Origin of the sequence: Embleya sp. NBC_00888 (assembly GCF_045207655.1) — a bacterium.
Classification (GTDB): Bacteria; Actinomycetota; Actinomycetes; order Streptomycetales; family Streptomycetaceae; genus Embleya.
The window spans coordinates 5,867,562-5,886,731 of sequence record NZ_CP108784.1 but is presented as its reverse complement, the minus strand read 5'-3'; the positions used below and the strand labels follow the sequence as shown (position 1 = coordinate 5,886,731).

General features: G+C 72.5%; 16 protein-coding genes and 2 tRNA genes. 9 read left to right on the top strand and 9 right to left on the bottom strand.

What is annotated here, in order from left to right; all coding sequences use genetic code 11:
* Positions 1–27: 27 nt before the first annotated feature.
* The 5 genes from OG948_RS25270 (at position 28) to OG948_RS25250 (ending at position 5,605) form a co-directional block, all read left to right on the top strand.
* Positions 28–1,209, top strand: a complete 1,182-nt coding sequence (locus tag OG948_RS25270) for an acyltransferase domain-containing protein (RefSeq protein ID WP_406298641.1) — start codon at positions 28–30, stop codon at positions 1,207–1,209.
* Positions 1,210–1,282: 73 nt separating this feature from the next.
* Positions 1,283–2,293: a beta-ketoacyl-ACP synthase III gene (locus tag OG948_RS25265; RefSeq protein ID WP_406298640.1), complete on the top strand. Its 1,011-nt coding sequence runs from the start codon at positions 1,283–1,285 to the stop codon at positions 2,291–2,293.
* A gap of 79 nt (positions 2,294–2,372) precedes the next feature.
* The gene (locus OG948_RS25260) at positions 2,373–2,621 is read left to right on the top strand and encodes an acyl carrier protein (RefSeq protein ID WP_395872719.1); all 249 of its coding nucleotides are present in this window, start codon (positions 2,373–2,375) and stop codon (positions 2,619–2,621) included.
* Between the two features lie 133 nt (positions 2,622–2,754).
* Positions 2,755–4,056 carry a beta-ketoacyl-ACP synthase II gene (gene fabF, locus OG948_RS25255; protein WP_395872717.1) on the top strand — a complete coding sequence of 434 codons (1,302 nt, stop codon included), beginning with the start codon at positions 2,755–2,757 and terminating at the stop codon, positions 4,054–4,056.
* Positions 4,057–4,159: 103 nt separating this feature from the next.
* Entirely contained in the window at positions 4,160–5,605 is a 1,446-nt protein-coding gene (locus OG948_RS25250; RefSeq protein ID WP_406300334.1) for an acyl-CoA carboxylase subunit beta, read from the top strand.
* Between the two features lie 124 nt (positions 5,606–5,729).
* Here the strand turns inward: OG948_RS25250 and OG948_RS25245 are convergent, their stop codons facing one another.
* A complete protein-coding gene (locus tag OG948_RS25245) occupies positions 5,730–6,224 on the bottom strand; it encodes a DUF3145 domain-containing protein (RefSeq protein WP_026218798.1) in 495 nt (164 codons plus the stop codon).
* 286 nt (positions 6,225–6,510) lie between these two features.
* On the opposite strand from OG948_RS25245, the gene OG948_RS25240 reads away from it, so the two are divergent.
* Positions 6,511–7,521: an SGNH/GDSL hydrolase family protein gene (locus tag OG948_RS25240; RefSeq protein ID WP_406298639.1), complete on the top strand. Its 1,011-nt coding sequence runs from the start codon at positions 6,511–6,513 to the stop codon at positions 7,519–7,521.
* Between the two features lie 167 nt (positions 7,522–7,688).
* Here the strand turns inward: OG948_RS25240 and OG948_RS25235 are convergent.
* Positions 7,689–7,762 (bottom strand) — tRNA-Ile (locus tag OG948_RS25235).
* A 258-nt stretch (positions 7,763–8,020) separates the two neighbouring features.
* Between OG948_RS25235 and OG948_RS25230 the strand changes: the two genes are divergently transcribed.
* A complete protein-coding gene (locus tag OG948_RS25230; protein ID WP_406298638.1) occupies positions 8,021–8,965 on the top strand; it encodes an NADP-dependent oxidoreductase in 945 nt (314 codons plus the stop codon).
* Between the two features lie 125 nt (positions 8,966–9,090).
* On the opposite strand, the gene OG948_RS25225 is transcribed toward OG948_RS25230, so the two are convergent.
* A complete protein-coding gene (locus OG948_RS25225; protein WP_406298637.1) occupies positions 9,091–10,065 on the bottom strand; it encodes an LLM class flavin-dependent oxidoreductase in 975 nt (324 codons plus the stop codon).
* Positions 10,066–10,172: 107 nt separating this feature from the next.
* On the opposite strand from OG948_RS25225, the gene OG948_RS25220 reads away from it, so the two are divergent.
* Entirely contained in the window at positions 10,173–10,709 is a 537-nt protein-coding gene (locus tag OG948_RS25220; protein WP_406298636.1) for a nuclear transport factor 2 family protein, read from the top strand.
* Positions 10,710–10,763: 54 nt separating this feature from the next.
* Here OG948_RS25220 and OG948_RS25215 read toward each other — a convergent pair.
* A tRNA-Asn gene (locus tag OG948_RS25215) sits at positions 10,764–10,839 on the bottom strand.
* A gap of 162 nt (positions 10,840–11,001) precedes the next feature.
* Between OG948_RS25215 and OG948_RS25210 the strand changes: the two genes are divergently transcribed.
* Positions 11,002–11,301, top strand: coding sequence for a YtxH domain-containing protein (locus OG948_RS25210; protein ID WP_406298635.1), 300 nt, complete (start codon positions 11,002–11,004; stop codon positions 11,299–11,301).
* Positions 11,302–11,447: 146 nt separating this feature from the next.
* Here the strand turns inward: OG948_RS25210 and OG948_RS25205 are convergent, their stop codons facing one another.
* The 5 genes from OG948_RS25205 to whiG form a co-directional block, all read right to left on the bottom strand.
* The gene (locus tag OG948_RS25205) at positions 11,448–12,920 is read right to left on the bottom strand and encodes an FGGY-family carbohydrate kinase (protein ID WP_406298634.1); all 1,473 of its coding nucleotides are present in this window, start codon (positions 12,918–12,920) and stop codon (positions 11,448–11,450) included.
* Between the two features lie 41 nt (positions 12,921–12,961).
* Positions 12,962–14,143 (bottom strand): RNA polymerase sigma factor, encoded by a 1,182-nt coding sequence (locus OG948_RS25200; protein ID WP_406298633.1) that lies wholly within the window; start codon positions 14,141–14,143, stop codon positions 12,962–12,964.
* Between the two features lie 139 nt (positions 14,144–14,282).
* Complete coding sequence (gene dnaG, locus OG948_RS25195; protein WP_406298632.1) at positions 14,283–16,217, bottom strand: DNA primase; 1,935 nt, start codon at positions 16,215–16,217, stop codon at positions 14,283–14,285.
* 52 nt (positions 16,218–16,269) lie between these two features.
* The gene (locus OG948_RS25190) at positions 16,270–17,529 is read right to left on the bottom strand and encodes a deoxyguanosinetriphosphate triphosphohydrolase (RefSeq protein ID WP_406298631.1); all 1,260 of its coding nucleotides are present in this window, start codon (positions 17,527–17,529) and stop codon (positions 16,270–16,272) included.
* Positions 17,530–17,643: 114 nt separating this feature from the next.
* Complete coding sequence (gene whiG, locus OG948_RS25185) at positions 17,644–18,492, bottom strand: RNA polymerase sigma factor WhiG (RefSeq protein WP_406298630.1); 849 nt, start codon at positions 18,490–18,492, stop codon at positions 17,644–17,646.
* Positions 18,493–19,170 lie beyond the last annotated feature (678 nt).

The window sequence follows — 19,170 nt, the reverse complement described above, 5'->3', positions numbered from 1 at the left end:
CCCCTGGCAGGAGAGAGGCTTGACCTCGTGCTCGTACTCGTCGCTCCCGGACAGGGTGCCCAGACGCCCGGATTCCTCGCTCCTTGGCTCGACCTCGACGGTGTGGCCGATCGGCTGCGCTGGTGGTCCGCCGTCACGGGGCTCGACCTGATCCACTACGGCACCAAGGCCGACGCGGACGAGATCCGGGACACGGCGGTGGCCCAGCCGCTGCTCGTCGCCTCGGGTCTGGTGGCCGCCCTCGCGCTCTTCCCGCACCCCTCCGACGCCTACCGCGTGGTCGGCGCCGCCGCCGGTCACAGCGTGGGCGAGCTGACCGCCGCCGCCGGCACCGGGGTGATCACCGCCGAGTCGGCGATGACCCTGGTCCGCGAACGCGGCAAGGCCATGGCCGCCGCGGCCGCCGTGACGCAGACCGGCATGAGCGCGGTGCTCGGCGGCACCCCGGAGGCGGTGCTCGCCAAGATCGCCGAGCACGGCCTGACCCCGGCGAACATGAACGGCGCGGGCCAGATCGTCGCGGCCGGCACCCTGGAGCAGCTCGCCGCGTTCGCCGCCGACCCACCGGAGCGGGCGAAGGTGCGACCGCTCGCGGTGGCCGGCGCCTTCCACACCGAGCACATGGCCTCCGCGGTGAGCCGGCTCGCCGAATTGGTCCCGGGCGTGACCGTGCGCGACCCGCGCACGCCGTTCATCTCCAACTCCGACGGCGCCGTCCTGCACGACGGCCGCGACGTGGTCAAGCGGCTGGTCACCCAGGTCTCCAACCCGGTGCGCTGGGACCTGTGCATGGAGACCATGAAGGACCTGGGCGTCACCGGCCTGATCGAGGTGGCCCCGGCCGGCACCCTGACCGGTCTGGCCAAGCGCGCCCTGCCGGACGTGGAGAGGGTCGCGCTCAAGACCCCGGACGACCTGGAGGCGGCCCGTAAGCTGGTCGAGCGGCACGGCAGCCCCAGCACGATCGACGCCTCGCCCACGTGGCGCCTGGTGGTCGCGCCGTTCAAGGGCATCGTCGAGCTCACCAACGTCAAGGCGGGCGACTCGCTGGTGCCCGGCTCCCGCGTCGCCACGGTGCGCTCGCACCGTGACGAGCAGACCATCACCGTCCCGCACGGCGGCACCGTGGTCGAGTGGCTCGTCGAGGACGGCGACCCGGTCGCGCCCGGCATGCCGCTGCTGCGCATCCACCCGCAGAGCTCGCTGTGACGTACGTCGTGACAGTCGCTCCGCACCCGGCCGCGAACCCACCCGGCCTCGAACCCGTACGGGAGGACCACGCGTGACCGCTACCATCACCCCCCGCGCCGGTGCCGCGCACGCGCGCATCCTCGGCGTCGGCGGTTACCGCCCGGCTCGGATCGTGCCCAACTCCGAGCTGGTGGACCGGATCGACTCGTCCGACGAGTGGATCCAGAGCCGGTCCGGGATCAAGACCCGGCGCTGGGCCTCCCCGGAGGAGACCGTCGCCGAGATGTCCATCGCGGCGGCCGGCAAGGCCCTCGCGCACGCCGGCCTGGACGCCTCGCAGGTGGGCTGCGTGATCGTCTCGACGGTCACCCACCTCAAGCAGACCCCGGCCATCGCGACCGAGATCGCGCACCGCCTGGGCGCGGGCGGCGGGCGGGCGGCGGCGTTCGACGTCTCCGCGGCCTGCGCGGGCTTCTGCTACGGCGTCTCGCTGGGCAGCGACATGGTCCGCGCCGGCAGCGCCGAGTACGTCCTGGTGATCGGGGTCGAGCGACTCAGCGACCTGACCAACCTGTCGGACCGCGGCACCGCGTTCATCTTCGGCGACGGCGCGGGCGCCGTCGTGATCGGTCCCTCGGCCACGCCGGGCATCGGCCCGGTCGTGTGGGGTTCGGACGGTTCGCAGTCCGAGGCGATCACCCAGACCGTCGACTGGAACGACCTGCGCGAGGATCGCGAGCAGGAATTCCCCACGCTCAAGATGGAAGGCCAGAAGGTCTTCCGCTGGGCCGTGTGGGAGATGGCCAAGGTCTGCGAGCAGGCCTTGGACGCCGCCGGGATCAAGGCCGAGGACCTGGACGCGTTCATCCCGCACCAGGCCAACATGCGGATCACCGACGCGATGATCAAGGCACTGAAGCTGCCCGCCGAAGTGCCGGTCGCCCGCGACATCGCCGAGAACGGCAACACCTCCGCCGCGTCCATCCCGCTCGCGATGGAGCGCATGCTCGAAAGCGGCGAAGCGGTCAGCGGAGGCACCGCCCTGATCATGGGATTCGGGGCCGGCCTCGTCTACGCGGGGCAGGTCATTACGCTTCCGTAGTCCCCCGTCGGTCGCCGCCGACCGGACGAGCAATATCAGCAGTACCCGTCACCGCAGAAGATTCGAATCAAGGAGCAACATGGCTGCCAGCCAGGAGCAGGTCCTCGAGGGCCTCGCCGACATCGTCAACGAGATCGCCGGCGTCCCGCAGGACGAGGTCGAGCTGGACAAGTCCTTCATCGACGACCTGGACGTGGACTCGCTGTCGATGGTCGAGGTCGTCGTGGCGGCCGAGGAGAAGTTCGAGGTCAAGATCCCGGACGACGACGTCAAGGGCCTCAAGACCGTCCGCGACGCGGTGGACTACATCGTCAAGGCCGCCGCCTAGGTCGAAAGCAGCGCCGGCCGTACCCCGGGCCGGACCCGCACCCGCGAGTCCGGCCCGGTCGGTCGCAGCACCACCGGCACCGGCACCCCAGCCGCCGGATCGCCCGAAACAACAGCGTGGGAGTGAGAAGACAGTGAAGTCGACCGAGCGCAACGACGCCGCGCGAACCGTGGTCGTCACCGGTCTGGGCGCGACCACGCCGGTCGGCGGGGATGTCGCGAGCACGTGGTCCGCGCTGCTCGCGGGCACGTCCGGCGCGCGGGCGCTGACCGAGGAATGGGCCGCGCAGTTGTCGGTCACCTTCGCCGCGCGCATCGCGGTCGAGCCGCTGGAGGTCATGCCGAAGGTCGAGGCGCGTCGCCTGGACCGCTCCGGCCAGTTCGCGATGATCGCCGCGCGCGAGGCCTGGCTGGACGCCGGCTACGCGGCGAAGAACACCGCGCCCGAGGACGCCCCGGACGCGCTCGTCGTGGACCCGATCCGCCTCGGTGTGGTCATCGCCTCCGGCATCGGCGGCGTCACCACCCTGCTCGACGCGTGGGACATCTTCAACGACAAGGGTCCGCGTCGCGTGGGCCCGCTCACCGTCCCGATGCTCATGCCCAACAGCCCGGCCGCCAACGTCGGCATCGAGCTGGGCGCGCGAGCGGGTGTGCACACCCCCGTCAGCGCGTGCGCCTCGGGCGCCGAGGCGGTCGCCTACGGCCTGGAGATGATCCGCTCGGGCCGCGCCGACGTGGTGGTCTGCGGCGGTACCGAGGCCGCGATCCACCCACTGCCGATGGCCGCCTTCGCGAACATGATGGCGATGTCCAAGCGCAACGACGAGCCGCAGCGCGCGTCGCGCCCGTACGACAAGGGCCGCGACGGCTTCGTGATGGGCGAGGGCGCGGGCGTCCTGGTCCTGGAGAGCGCCGAGCACGCGGCGGCCCGCGGGGCCCGCGTATACGCCGAGGTCGCGGGCGCCGGACTCAGCTCCGACGGCCACCACATCGCCCAGCCCGAGCCGACCGGCCGCGACATCGCCCGCGCGATGGCGCTGGCCCTGGAGGACGGCGGCCTCGCGCCGGAGGAGATCGTGCACGTCAACGCGCACGGCACCTCGACCCCGGCGGGCGACGTCACCGAACTCAGGGCGATCCGCGCCACGTTGGGCGACGCGGCGGCCGACAAGGTCACCGTCACCAGCACCAAGTCGATGACCGGCCACCTGCTCGGCGGCACCGGAGCGGTCGAGTCGGTCGCCACGGTGCTCGCCCTCTACCACCGCACGGCGCCGCCCACGATCAACGTGGACGACCTCGACGACGAGGTGGACCTGGACATCATCCGGGGCGAGCCGCGCACGCTGCCCGACGGCGACATCGCCGCGCTCAACAACTCGTTCGGCTTCGGCGGGCACAACGTCGTCGTCGCCTTCCGCCGGTTCGGGTGACCCCCGGGCTTCTCGCGCTCGTCCGCGACGCGCGCCGCCGGGCGGCACCATGCCCGACACGCGTGACGCGGCGGGCAGGACGGACCGTATACACGTGACCGTGATGGACAACCGACCCGGTGGCAAGGCCGCATCCGCGCCCGCCGCCAGGCCCACCCGTCCGCACCGCGACGACGACCCGCGCAACCCGAGGCTGCGGCTGCGCAACCTGGTGGACCCGGGCTCGTACGAGGAGATCTCCGCCTACGAGACCACCTCCGGCACCCTCGCGTGCGTCGGCACGATCAACGGCGCCCGGGTGGTCGCCTACGCCTCGGACCCCACCGTCCAGGGCGGCGCGATGGGCGAAGAGGGCTGCGCCATCGTGGTCGAGGCGTACGAGCGGGCGATGGCCGAGCAGGCGCCGATCATCGCGCTGTTCCACTCCGGCGGCGCCCGCCTCCAGGAGGGCGTGGCCAGCCTGCACGCGGTGGGCCGGATCTTCCACGCGATGACCATGGCCTCGGGCCGGATCCCGCAGATCTCGGTCGTGCTCGGCGCGGCCGCCGGCGGCGCGGCCTACGGGCCCGCGCTGACCGACATCGTGATCCTGGCGCCCGAGGGCCGAATCTTCGTCACCGGTCCGGACGTGGTCCGCTCGGTCACCGGCGAGGACGTCGACGCGCTGCGCCTGGGCGGCCCCGAGCCGCACGGCCGACGCAGCGGTGTGGTGCACGTGGTCGCCGATTCCGAGCAGGACGCGATCGACCGGGCCCGCGGCCTGGCCGACCTGCTGGCCAACCAGGGCGAGATCGACCCGACCGGCCCAGGCCGCCGCGAACTGGGCGCGCTGCTGCCCGAGTCCGCCAAGCGGGCCTACGACGTGCACCCGGTGGTCGAGGGCCTGCTGGACGAGCCCGGCCAGGAACTGCACCCCAAGTGGGCGCCGAACATCGTCACCACGCTCGGCCGGCTCGGCGGGCGCACCGTGGGCCTGGTCGCGAACAACCCGCTGCGCCTGGGCGGTTGCCTGGACTCGGCGTCGGCCGAGAAGGCGTCCCGCTTCGTACGCATGTGCGACGCGTTCGGGGTGCCGCTCGTGGTGGTCGTGGACGTGCCCGGCTACCTGCCCGGTGTGGGCCAGGAGTGGGACGGCGTGGTGCGCCGCGGCGCGAAGCTGCTGCACGCGTTCGGCGAGTGTGTCGTGCCGCGCGTGACGATGGTCACGCGCAAGGCGTACGGCGGCGCGTACATCGCGATGAACTCGCGCTCGCTGGGGGCGACCCGGGTACTGGCCTGGCCGACCGCCGAGGTCGCGGTGATGGGCGCGGTCGCCGCCGTGCGCATCCTGCACCGGCGCCGGCTCGCCGAGGTCCCGGACGAGCTGAGGCCGCAGGTGGAGCTGGAGTTGGCGGCCGAGCACGAGAAGGTCGCCGGCGGTCTGGAGCGGGCCATCGAACTCGGCGTCGTGGACGAGGTGATCGACCCGGACGAGAGCCGGATCGCGATCGCGAAGGCGATCGCCGCCGCGCCGCGCACCCGCGGCGCGCACGGCAACATCCCGCTGTAGGCCCGAAGGCGGAGACGCGTGGGGCCCTTCCGGATGATTCGGAAGGGCCCCACGCGTCGGTATGTCTATACGTATGTCTTCTCCCCGGCGGCTCCGGCCGCCGCCCCGGGTCCACCGCCCGGGCTCAGACCACCTGGTGCAGCCAGCGCACCGGCGTGCCCTCCCCCGCGTAGCGGAAGGGCTCCAGCTCGTCGTCCCACGGCTTGCCGAGCAGCTTCTCCACCTCGGAGCGCAGATCGACCTCGCCGCGGGCGGCCCGACCCAGAACCGCGCGCAGCCGGTCCTCGGGGATCAGGATGTCGCCGTGCGCCCCCGTGACGGCGTGGAAGATGCCGAGATCGGGGGTGTTGCTGTAGCGCTCCCCCTCGGCGTTGGCCGAGGGTTCCTCGGTGGCCTCGAAGCGCAGCAGGTGCCACCCGCGCAGCGCCGAGGCAAGGCGCGACGCGGTACCGGGCGCGCCCTGCCAGGACAGCTCGGCCCGCAACATGCCGGGCGCCACCGGCTGGCGGACCCAGTCAAGACTCACGCGCACGCCAAGAACGCCCGCTGCGGCCCACTCGACGTGCGGGCACAGCGCACGCGGCGCGGAGTGCACGTACAGAACTCCACGTGTCGTCACCGGGACCTCCAGGCTTCAAGGACGAGGTTCGCCTTCCCCAGCGGCCTCAACCCTTGTCTCGGACTGCCTGTTCGAATCCCGGTCTTCCATTGTGCCCCACAGACCACGGATGTACCACAGGCACCAGTTGCTGTCCGTAATCACATGTGGGCAATTGTCCGATGTGAAGGAACAATTCGTTACTCACCGTCTCGGAATGGTGAGCCACTGCACTCAACGTGCCCGGCCGTCGACAACGCCACTCCCGGCTTTGTCGGCCTTCACACGAAGGAGTGACGTACCGTCGATGGACATCGTCGTGTCGATGCTAGGGGTCGGGAGGGGCGGCGTGGGCGGGAAACGACGAGTAGGGGTGGTCACCGCGACGATGGTCGCGACGCTGTTGGCATTGTCCTCGTGCAACGACTCGGGTGGCGGCGACGCCGCCCCGGCCGCGGTCGGCGGTAAGCCGGCGGCCGAGCCGAGCGGAAGGCAAACCGGGAAACCCGGCAACCCGACCTCGGCCGAACAGCCCAACGGGAAGGCGGTCACCCCGACGCCGGACGCGCCGGCGACCGCGACCACACCGCCCCGACCGCGCTCGATGGCGGCCCTGGGCGACTCGATCACACGCGGCTTCGACACGTGCTCACCGCTCCAGGACTGCCCGGAGAAGTCGTGGGCCACCGGCACCTCGGCCGACGTGAACAGTCACGCCAAGCGGCTGGGACTGTCCGCGGACGCCGTGTTCAACAACGCCGAGACCGGCGCCCGGATGTCGGATCTGGCCGGCCAGGCCCGCAAGGCGGTCCAGGAGCGGGCCGAGTACGTCACGATCCTGATGGGCGCCAACGACGCGTGCCGGCGCTCCGAGGCCGAGATGACCTCGCCGGGCACGTTCGAGAGCCAGTTCCGCGACGCGCTGGACGTGCTGCGCGAGGGTCTGCCGCGCACGCGCGTCCTGGTGGTCAGCGTGCCGGACCTGGGTCGCATGTGGGAGACCGGTCACGACGAGATGATGGCCCGCGCGGTGTGGTCGATGGCGAACGTGTGCCAGTCGATGCTGGAGGATCCGCAATCGGCCAAGCCCGCCGCGCTGGATCGCCGGCAGCGGGTGCGCGACCGGGTGACCGCCTTCAACGCCAAGCTGCGCGAGGTGTGTTCGACCTGGTCCAACTGCCGCTACGACGGCGGTGTGGTGAACACCCAGCGCTTCGGCAAGAACGACGTCAGCCACTGGGACTGGTTCCACCCGAGCGTGGCGGGTCAGCGCACGCTGGCCGAGGTCACGTCACGCCAGGGATATACATGGGGATAGCCCGTACGAGTGATTTCCCTCCCGGAATCCCCACTGGGACCGCTAAGCTCTCACTCGACTACGGAAAAGAGTCGCTCGACGACACACAGCGACGAAGCCAAGCGACGAAAGCATACGATCGAGACATACGAGTGGGACACGCACAGCGAGACGCCGACCTGAACGGGTGGGGCGGGTGGGACTCGAACCCACGGCCAAGGGATTATGAGTCCCCTGCTCTAACCAGCTGAGCTACCGCCCCCGTGCCGTCCGCTGCCGGACAGCCTGACGCAGCATAACCGGTCAGGCGCGACCAACGCTTGGGGGGATCCTCACGAGCGTTGTCTCATCCTGCCCGAAAGTGTTCGCATCTCATCGCTCGATCGGGTCGAGGCCGCGTGCGCCGCATCGCGCCGTCGGGTCCGGGCCGCCCATGCCCGCCGGTCGTTTACGACGCGCCGCGCGCGGTCACTCGGGTGATCCCGGTCATCGTTGGAGTTCGTGCGAGGAGAGAACCACCATGCGCGCTGTCGCCGTGAACGAGTTCGGAGGCGACCCCAAGGTCGTCGACGTCTCGAAACCCACCCCCGCCAGGGGTGAGCTGTTGGTCGAGGTCGCGGCGGCGGCCGTCAATCCGTTCGACTGGAAGGTCGCGGACGGCATGCTCGCCGAGTCGATGAAGCACTCGTTCCCGCTCGTGCTCGGGGTGGACTTCGCGGGCACGGTCGTGGACGCCGGTTCGGACGCGGTCCGGTTCTCGGTCGGCGACAAGGTGTTCGGCTCGGCGCTGCGCGCGCCGGTCGGCGCGGTCGGCGCGTACGCCGAGTTCCTGACCGTGCCCTCGACCGGTCTGATCGCCTCCGCCGCCGATCTGGACCCGGCCCAGGCCGCCACGCTGCCCACCGCCGCGGGCACCGCGCTGGGCCTGCTGGAGGCGGGTGGCGTGCGCGCCGGTCAGACCCTCCTGCTGGTCGGCGCGGCAGGCGGCGTCGGCACCTTCCTGACCCAGCTCGCGGCGGCGCGCGACGTCCGGGTGCTCGCGGTCACCCGGGGCGTCGGCGCGTCGAAGATGGGCGCGCTCGGCGCCGCCCAGACCTACGACGCGACCGGCGGGATCGTCGCGGACAAGGTGCGCTCGGACTATCCCGACGGCGTGGACGCGCTGGTCGACCTGGTCTCCGACGCGACCGACTTCGCCGCCTACGCCCGGCTGATCCGGGACGGCGGAGTGGCGCTGACCACCCAGTTCGTGGCCGACGCAGGGGAATTGGCCGAGCGCGGGATCGAGGCGATCAACCACGACCAGAAGTCCACCGCGGAGCTGTACGACCGGCTCGCCGACGAACTGCGCGGGCACCGGATCACCGTGCCGATCGAGGCCCGCCTGCCGCTGAGCGACGCTCCCACCGCCATCGCCCGCAGCCGCCTCGGCGGCGCCCGGGGCAAGACGGTGATCATCCCGTAGTCCCGGCGGGGCGCCTCCCGCCGACCTCGCCCGAACGCCGCCCGACCCGTGCCCACGCGCCCGGGCGGCGGTCGGGAGCGCCCGCGCCGCGCCGTTCCGGCCGGCCCCGGGGGTCGGCGCCCGAATCACGCCACCAGCGGCGCCAGTCGCGAGCACAGCGTCGTCACGTGTGCGCGCGCCATCTCCTCGTCCATGCCGCTCAACGACGCGAAGAACCACACCGTCTCGATCGGCGTATCGGCCACGTACGCCCGGATCTCCCGGGCCGCGTCCTCGGGCGTCGCGTGCAGGAAGTGGCCCGGCGCGGCGGACAGTCCGCGTGCCCGCCACCGGTCCGGATCGATCGCACGCGGCGGAGCGGCGTCGGTGCCCTCGACCGCGTACCGGTGATAGCCGTCCCACTGGTGCGCCAGGTGTCGGGAGACCACGGGCCAGTCCCGCTCGGGGTCCTCGGTGATCCATCCGTTCAGCAGCCCGGCCATCCGGGCGCCGGCCGGGTCGTGGCCCGCCTCGCGCAGTCCGTCCAGGTACGGCGCGGCCATCGCCGGATTCGCGGTCAGCAGCGATTCGCCCAGCAGCCCGGCCCGCCGCGCGCCCTGCGGCCCCTGGTAGCCGAGCCAGATCCGCGGCCGGCCCTGGACCGGCCCCGGCGTGACCGTCCCGCTCTCCCACAATCTGCGGATCTCGCGCGCGCTCGCGTCGGTGGCCGAGAACCGGGTCGCGATCAGGTCGGACCGGTCGAACAGGTCGTATTCGGGCTTCCGGTAACCGGTGCCGATGCCCAGTTCCAGCCGGCCGCCGCTGACCAGGTCCACGATCGCGGCTTCCTCGGCCAGGTGCGCCGGGTGCCGCAGCGGCGCGATCGTGACGCCGGTGCCGATCCGGGCCCGCTTCGTGCGGGCGGCGATCGCGGCGGCCAGGGTGAGCGGCTGGCTGAGGTAGCCGTCGTCGAAGCCGTGGTGCTCGGTGGTCCAGATCGAGTGCACTCCGAGCCGGTCCGCCTCCTCGCACAACTCCAGCGTGAACGCGTACAGCCGGGCCCAATCCTGCCGCCACTCGACCGGGTTGCGCAGGTCCAGGTAGATGCCGACGTCGACCATGCGACCGCTCCCCACGGGTGGGTGCCGAACGCGCGGACCCGGGGCATCGTCCCGGCCGGGCATCTGACACGGTGATATCTGACTGACCGTCAGCTTACGGAGGCAGCATGTCGGACCCGATCACCACCCGGCTCGATCGCCTGGAGGCGCACGAGCAGATCCGCCAACTCGCCGCCCGCTACGCGCTCGCCCTGGACGGTCGGGACGTGCCGGCGCTGGCCGCGCTGTTCGTGGACGACGTCCGCACGGGTGACGGCGGGGTCGGCCGGGACGCGCTGGCCCGGTGGTTCGACCCGGTGCTGCGCCCGTACGGGATCACCTTTCACCTGATCGGGAACCACGTGATCGACCTGGTGGACCGGGACCACGCCACGGGCGTCGTGTACTGCCGCCCCGAGCACGAGGTGGGCGACCTGTGGGTGGTGATGCCGATGATCTACCGGGACCGCTACGAACGGCGGGACGGGCGGTGGTACTTCCGCAGCCGCAAGCCGAGCGTCTTCTACGCGGCCGACGTGCTGGAGCACCCGTTGGCCGTGCCCGACCGCTTCCACTTCCCGAACAACCCGATGATCACCGAGGCGGAGCTGCCCCAGGCGTGGGCGTCGTGGCGCGAGTTCTGGGCCCGCACCGGGAGCGAGTAGCCCGGCCGGGCAACGCGGAAGCGCCCACCAGGTGAACCTGGTGGGCGCTTCCGGTGGCTCCCGCAATTGGACTCGAACCAATAACCTGCCGGTTAACAGCCGGCTGCTCTGCCAATTGAGCTATGCGGGATTGCGTCGGACCGTTCGGCGGTCGCTGCGTGGAATACATTAGCGCATTCCGAGGGGTGGCCCGCACCAGGGTTTTTCCGGTAGGACCTCACAGGTTGCCTACGCACCGCGCCCGGGTAGGCGCTGACGTGCACGGGCGGGACACACGACCGCGGAGGACACCATGATCAACAAGCTCACCTTCGTCACCGGCCTCGCCATCGGCTACGTGCTGGGGGCGAAGGCCGGGCGTGAGCGGTACGAGCAGATCCGGAAGTTGTCCGGCACGGTGGCGGGCAGCCCGCCCGCCCAGAAGGCCGGGCACGCGGCGGCCGAACTCGGCCGCGGGGCCGGCGTCAAGGCCGGCCGGGCGATCGGCGAGCACCTGCCCGAGCGGGTGGGCCGGCACCTGCCGGACCGGTTCGGCCGGCACGGCGCGAACGGCACGTCGGTGACACCGCCGCGCTACGGACAGGGGCTGTAGTACTCGCAGGCACCCGACGCGGGGAAGCACCCGCGTCCCCGCAGTACCCGTGGCTCCCGCGACGGCCGGTGGCATCGGTCGAGCGGGGCCGCGGATCGGGCCCGTACGGCGCCGGCCGAGCATCCGTCGGCCGGCGCCCCGGCCGATCACCCCCGGCGGTGGCGCCCACCCGCGTCCGCGCCCTCGCGCGGCGGCGCCACCGCGCCCGGGTGCAGTCGATCACGCACCTCGCGGTACTGCGCCCGGACCGCGTCGCCGAGCGCCAGTTCCTCCTCGCCCGGTTCCGGGAACGCGCCCACCCCCGAGGGCCACGCCGGGAGCACGCCGAACAGCGCCCACGCGGCCTGCCGGGCCGCGCCCTGGGCCACGTAGCGCCCGGCGAGCGCCGCCGCGGGCACCGCCGTCGGCAACCCGAGCAGCGCCGGCGCGATCGTGGCCACCGCGGCCGAGCGCGCGCCCGGGCCGACCAGCACCACCCGGTCCACCGCCACGTCCCGATCGCGCAGCACGTCCAACGCGTCCGAGATGCCGCACAACATCCCCTCCACCGACGCCCGGGCGAGCGATGCCGGCGTCATGCTCTCCCGGCGCAGCCCGGTCAGCGTGCCCGCCGCGTGCGGCAGGTCGGGGATCTGCTCGCCTTCGAGGTAGGGCAGCAGCACCAGTCCGGCGGCGCCCGGGGTGGACTCCAGCGCGACCCGGTCGAACTCCTCGGCGTCCAGGCCCAGCATCGACGCGGTGCCGCGCAGCACCCGGGCCGCGTTGAGGGTGCGCACCAGTGGCAGGTACCGCCCGGTGGCGTCCGCGTAGGACGCGACCACCCCGGTCGGGTCGGCCACCGACACCGGGTGCGGTGCGAAGGCGGTGCCGGTGGTGCCGATCGCCACCACCACGTCGCCGTCGGACAACCCGGCGCCCAGCGCCAGGGCCGCCTCGGCGCCGGTGCCGGCGGAGACCAGCACACCTTCGGGAGTGCGCCCGGCGGCACCGCCCGGCGGCAGCACGAGCGGCGTGCGCGGGACCCGGCCGATGGCCAGGTGCAACAGGTCCTCGCGCCACTCGCCGGTAGTGGCGTAGTAGCCGGTCGTCGAGGCGTCCGCGCGGTCGGTGACCGGCTCCGGCGGGCAGCCGAGCAGTTGCCAGGTGACCCAGTCGTGCGGGAGCAGCACGGAGGCGATCCGGGCGACCGCGTCGGGTTCGAACCGGGCGAATCGGCGCAGTTGGGCGATCGCCGACGACGAACCGGGCACCGATCCGGTCGCGGCCGTCCACGCCCCCGGCCCGCCCAGCGCGTCCACGAGGTCCGCGGCGGCACCGGAGGCTCCGAGGTCGTCCCCGGGCAGCGGATGCCCGAGCACCACACCCTGCGCGTCCAACGGGACCGCGCCGTGGTTCTGCGCGGCCACCCCGATCGCCGCCACACCGTCGAGGAGGCCGCCCGCCGCGGCCTCGCCGAAGGCCCGCAGCCACGCGCCGGGCGTGGTCGCGGCGCCCTCGGCGTACGCGGCGCGCCCCTGGCGCAGGGGCGTACCGGTCGCGGCGTCGCAGACGAGGATGCGCAACTGGCGCGCTGAGCAGTGCACCCCGGCGACGAGGGTGGGTGTCGGGCTTGTCGGCATGGGCGAATTCTGACAGCAGACGAACCTCGGAATGGTAGGGATCAGTCGAGATAGCCCCGCAGTTGCTCCGAGTAGGACCTTTCGCGGAGTCGGGAGAGTGTGCGCGACTCGATCTGGCGTATTCGCTCGCGGGTCACCCCGAAGACCCGGCCGATCTCCTCCAGGGTGTGCGGTTCGCCGTCGGCGAGCCCGTAGCGCAGTTGCACCACCTGGCGTTCCCGGTCGCCCAGGGTGGACAGCAGCGCCTCCAGGTGCTCGCGCAGCATCAGGTAGGCCGCGGCCTCGGCGGGGGAGGTCGCGTCGCTGTCCTCGACGATGTCGCCCAGGAGCACCTCGTCCTCGCCGACGGGTGTGTGCAGCGACACCGGCTCCTGAGCCAGCCGCAGGATCTCGGTGACCCGCTCGGCGGTCAGGTCGAGGACCTCGCCGACGTCCTCCGCGGTGGGCTCCTCGCCGCGCTCCTGCAACAGCCGGCGCTGCACCCGGATGACCCGGTTGATCAACTCGACCACGTGCACCGGGACCCGGATGGTCCGGGCCTGGTCGGCCAGCGCCCGGCTCATCGCCTGGCGGATCCACCAGGTCGCGTAGGTGGAGAACTTGTAGCCGCGGGTGTAGTCGAACTTCTCCACCGCCCGGATCAGGCCCAGGTTGCCCTCCTGGACCAGGTCGAGCAGGCCCAGGCCGCGGCCGACGTAGCGCTTGGCGATGGAGACCACCAGGCGCAGGTTGGCCTCGATCAGGCGGCGTTTGGCCCGCTCGCCGTCGCGGACCAGGGTGGCCAGCGCGTCGCGGGCGGCGGGGTCGACGGGCGGGTCGTCGAGCAGGCGTTCCTCGGCGAACAGGCCGGCCTCGACCCGACGTGCCAGTTCGACCTCGTCCGCGGCGCTCAGCAACGGCACCCGGCCGATCTCGCGCAGGTATTGGCGCAGCAGGTCGGCGGACGAGCCGCCGGACTCGGCCGGCCGCGGGGTGTCGTCCGACTCGGCGTCGGTGTCCGATCCCGCGGTCTGCTCGGCCGTGTGCGACAGGGCGGCCGCGGTCGGTGCGGGTGTCGCGGGTGGCTCGGGTGCCGCGTCCGGCTCGGGTGTCGCGGGTGGCACGGTTCCTGGGGTGGCGTGCTGGGTGAGGACGGTGGCCGGGCCCGGTTCAGGCTCATCCGTCCGATCCGTGTGGGCGGGGTCGCCGCCGGGCGTTTTCCCCCGTCTGGTGTGCCGATGCACCTTCCCCAGTCTGCTGTACGAGGGGGCCTGTAGCCGAGAGCCAGGCGCGGAAATCTCGCCGGCGCACGGGCGATCGCGGCGATCGACGTGGCGCGCCGGTCCCGTCGGGGCGGTTTCCGGCCGGCGGGCGGCGGGCGGATCAGCCGCCGGGGGCGTACAGCGCCTCGGCGCCTCGGTCGACCAGCGCGCGCTTGTACGTCTCCAGCGTGGTCAGTTCCTGCCAGACCAGCGCGTACGCGTCCACGTCGCGGACCGGATCGATGCGCAGCAGACGGGACTTGGCGTCCGCGATCCGGCGTTCGGCGGAGAACACCCGCAGTCGGACCAGGTTGCCGTCGGCGTAGGCGCGGTCCGGTTCGGCGGTGCGGTGCAGGCTCTCCACCGCCAGTTCGGTGACCATGTGCCGGATGGTGTCGTCGGGTGCGGCGGCGCGCACCTCGGCGACCCAGTTCGGGGTCGGCGCGAGGTCGCAGGAGACGCCGCCGGCGGCCGCGATCGCGGCCCGGACGGCCGCGTACGCCGGGGCGGTGAACTCGTCGGCCTCGTAGTGGTCGAACGCCGGGGCCACCAGTTCGGGAGCCTGTAGCGCGAGCTTGAGCACCTCGCGCTGCACGGCCTGACACATGTCCCGCGGGTCCGGCCGGAAGCCGGCGGGTCGTTGCGGGGCCTGGGCCGGTCGGCCGGACTGCGGGGGCGCCTGACCCGGGCCCGCGCCGCGTTCGCCGCGCGCGGCGCGCTCGCGCTGCCACCGGTTGATCTGGGCGACCCGGCCGACCACGAACCGCTCGTCCAGGAAGCCGAGCATCGAGTCGAGCCGGACCGCGTAGGTGTGCCGCAGGGCCTGGTCCTTGATGCCCGCGATGACCGGCGCGGCGGCGTCCAACGCGGCCACCCGGCCCTCGGCGGTGGACAGGTCGTGGCCCTCGATCCGGCTCTTGATGGCGAACTCGAAGAGCGGGACGCGCCCGTCGATCAGGCCGAGCACGGCCTCGTCACCCTTCTCCAGGCGCAGGTCGCACGGATCCAGACCGCCCGGCTCGACCGCGACGAAGGTGCGGGTGACGAACTTCTGGTCCTCCTCGAACGCGCGCAGCGCGGCCTTTTGGCCCGCCGCGTCGCCGTCGAAGGTGAAGATCACCTCGCCGCGGAACTCGCCGGAGTCCATCAGCAGCCGGCGCAGCACCTTGATGTGCTCGTCGCCGAAGGACGTGCCGCACGTGGCGATCGCGGTTCCGGCACCGGCGAGGTGGCAGGCCATCACGTCGGTGTAGCCCTCGACGATGACCGCCCGCCCGGACTTGGCGATCTCCTTCTTGGCCAGGTCCAGTCCGTAGAGCACCTGGGACTTCTTGTAGATCGGCGTCTCGGGGGTGTTGAGGTATTTGGGGCCGTTGTCGTCGTCGTAGAGCTTGCGCGCGCCGAAGCCGATCACGTCGCCGGTGATGTCGCGGATCGGCCAGATCAGCCGGCCCCGGAAGCGGTCCATTGGACCGTTGCGACCCTCGCTGGCCAGGCCGCCCTCCAGCATCTCCTGCGGGGTGAAGCCCTTGCCGCGCAGGAAGCGCACCAGGTTCTCCCAGCCCTTGGGCGCGTACCCGAGCGAGAAGTGTTCGGCGGCGTCCTGCTCGAAGCCGCGGTCGGCGAGGAAGCGGCGGGCGGTCTCCGCCTCGGGGCCGGCGAGTTGGTCGGCGAACCAGCGCGCGGCGATCTTGTGCGCCTCGACCAGGCGGGTGCGCCGGCCCTGCTGACGACCCGGGGTGTAGCCGCCCTCCTCGTAGCGCAGCTCGATGCCGTACTGCTGCGCGAGTCGCTCCACGGTCTCCGAGAACGTGGTGTGGTCCAGGCGCATGACGAAGTCGAGCACGTCGCCGCCCTCGCCGCAGCCGAAGCAGTACCAGAGGTTCTTCGCCGGGCTGACCTGGAAGGACGGGGACTTCTCGTCGTGGAAGGGGCACAGCCCCTTGAAGTTTCCTCCGCCCGCGTTGCGGAGTTGCAGGTGTTGTTCGGCGATCTCCGCGATGCGTGCCGTCTCGCGGACCCGCCTGACGTCTTCCTCACGGATACGGCCGGCCACGATCGTCGAGTCTACGGGTCGACCGGACGGGCGTGGGCGGCGACCGGCGCGGTCACCGCGCGCTCAGCGTCGCGTGCAGGGTGATCGCGGCGCGGTCGGTGAGCGAGGCCACCTGGTCGATCACCACGCGCAGCCGGGCCGCGTCGTCGGTGGCCTCGACCCAGTCCTCGCGCAGCGACGCGTCCAGGCTCTCCGGAGCGTCGGCGGCCAGCAGTTCGACCAGTTCGGTGAGCACCGCGCGCTGTCGTTCGCGCAGCCGCTCGGCGCCCTCGCGGGCCATCACGTAGCGCGCGGTGACCGCCTTGAGCACGGCGCATTCGAGCCGGATCGCGCGCGGGACGATCAGGTCGGCGGCGTAGCGGGTGACCGGCTCGGTGCCGTACAACTCGCGCGTGGCGTGCTCGGCGGCCAGGCAGAAGCGGCCGATCAGGCCGCTGGTGGCGTTCTTGAGCCGGGCCTGGGCGCGGCGCGAGCCGTCGTAGCCCGCCGGCCAGAAGTCGAGCGCGAGCAGCCGGTCCAGCGCCTCGCCGAGTTCGTCGGCCTCACAGTCGGGGCGGTAGCGGCGCACGGTGAGGTCGAGCAACTCGCGCCGCTCGCCCGGGTCGCGCAGCCGGACCAGGTCCAGTCGGTGCGACTGGACCGCGTCCTCGAGGTCGTGCACCGAGTAGGCGACGTCGTCCGACCAGTCCATCACCTGGGCCTCCAGGCAGCGGCGGCTCGGGTCGGCGTCCCCGCGCACCCAGTCGAACACGGCGCGGTCGTCGTCGTAGGCGCCGTAGGAGTGGGTGTCCGAGCGGCGCGGCCACGGGTACTTGAGCACCGCGTCCAGTCCGGCGCGGGTCAGGTTCAGGCCCACGCTGCGGCCGTCGGGGCCGAACGTCTTGGGTTCGAGCCGGGTGAGCAGGCGCAGGCTCTGCGCGTTGCCCTCGAAGCCGCCGCAGCTCTTGGCCGCCTCGTCCAGGGCTCGCTCGCCGTTGTGCCCGAACGGCGGGTGGCCCAGGTCGTGCGCCAGGCACGCGGTCTCCACCAGGTCGGGATCGCAGCCCAGCGCCTGGCCCAGCTCACGGCCGATCTGGGCGCATTCGAGCGAGTGGGTCAGCCGGGTCCGCGGGCTGTCCTGGCCCGCGGCGGCGGTCTCGCCGGGGACCACCACCTGGGTCTTGCCCGCGAGCCGGCGCAGCGCGGCCGAGTGCAGCACCCGGGCCCGATCGCGTTCGAACGCGGTGCGCCCGGGCCGCTTGTTGGGCTCGGGGACCCAGCGGGCCAGGTCCTCGGGTTCGTAGTGACCGCGGATCGATCGATCCGCGGTCACCGGTCGTCCCGCTCGAGATGCCGCCGTGCCTGCCGAATTGCTGTCCACTTGTCCACATTAAGGAATCGCACCGACATCCGACGACGGCCGGGCCGCGAACAACGCGCGAAACCTTCATCGCGCGTCGGACAACTTGCCGCGCAGTTGCAGCACCGCCTTGGTGTGGATCTGGCAGGTGCGGCTCTCGGTGACCCCGAGCACCTGGCCGATCTGGGACAGGGTCAGGCCCTCGAAGTAGTAGAGCGTCACCACGGTCTTCTCCCGTTCCGGCAGCGCGTTGACCGCCCGGGCGAGCAGGTGCCGCATCTCGCGGCTCTCGGCCACCTCGACCGGGTCGTCGGCGGTGGTGTCCTCCAGCGTGTCCACCAGGCTGAGCCGGTCGCCGCCGTCCTGGCCGGTGTGCAGGAGTTCGTCCAGGGCCATCACGTTGATCAGCGAGAGCTGGCTGAAGATCGCGTGCAGGTCCTCCAGCGCGATGCCCATCTCGCGGGCGACCTCGACCTCCGTGGGCGTGCGGTTGAGCTTGGCCTCCAGGCCCGCGTAGGCCAGTTCCACCGCGCGGGCCTTCTGCCGCACGGACCGGGGAATCCAGTCCAGCGCGCGCAGTTCGTCGATGATCGCGCCTCGGATGCGGCTGATCGCGTAGGTCTCGAACTTGATCGCGCGGTCGAGGTCGAACTTCTCGATCGCGTCGATCAGGCCGAACATCCCGTACGAGACGAAGTCGGCCTGGTCCACGTTGGCCGGAAGTCCGACGCCGACCCGCCCGGCGACGTACTTCACGAGCGGCGAGTAATTCAGGATGAGGCGTTCCCGCAGGGTGGGATCCCCCGAGCGCTTGAAGTCGCTCCAGAGGTTCTCGAGCGCGCGGTTGGAAGCGCCACCGTCCTCGACGGTGACGGCCGGTCCGTCCTCGGAGCCGGCCGCGGTGGCGCTCTTACGCCCTGGGGTTTGCTTGGGCATGCGTGGCCTTGTGTCGTTCCACGGAGACGTGCGTGCAAATCTGGGTATTCGCGAGCGTAGCGTGACCTGGCGAGTGCCGAGCGCTACGAAGATCGGGTCCGGCCTCGATCGGCCGGCTCGTGGCGGTGCGGCCGAGGTCGCGCGGATCGTGGTGCGCGCTCTCGGGCGGGCTCGCCGGAGCGGCTGCCGGGCGCCTTCGCGGCTCCGGGCGCAGCGCGCGCGGCCCGGGGGCGATCCGCCCGGCGGCGGGCCCCGCGATCGCACCCGCGTGTCGCCGCCCACCGGCGATGATCCACCGCCCGAGGGCGCGCGCGGGGCGCCGGTCCCGGGGCAGCGCGCGTGCTCGCCCTCGTGTGCCGGGCGGGTGCGCCATGGCGCGCCCGGGGGCGGCGCCGACCGCGCCGGCCCGGACGGGCGCACCCGCCGCGCCGCGGCGCCGTCCGGGGGCCGGCGAATCCGCGAGGTCGTGGGCCGGTACGGGCGTGTCGTCGCCCGTCGGGCCGATACCGGTCGGGCACGCGCGTTCGAGCCGGCCGGCTGTGGCGACGTGCCGGGCGCGCGGGTGGCGGGCCAGCCGGTGGGCCGGATCACGCTCCGTCGTTCGGGCGGATCCGACCGGCGGCGGGGCGATCCGGTCGGGGCCGCTCTCCTCGGCCACGCTCTCGTCGGTCACGGGGT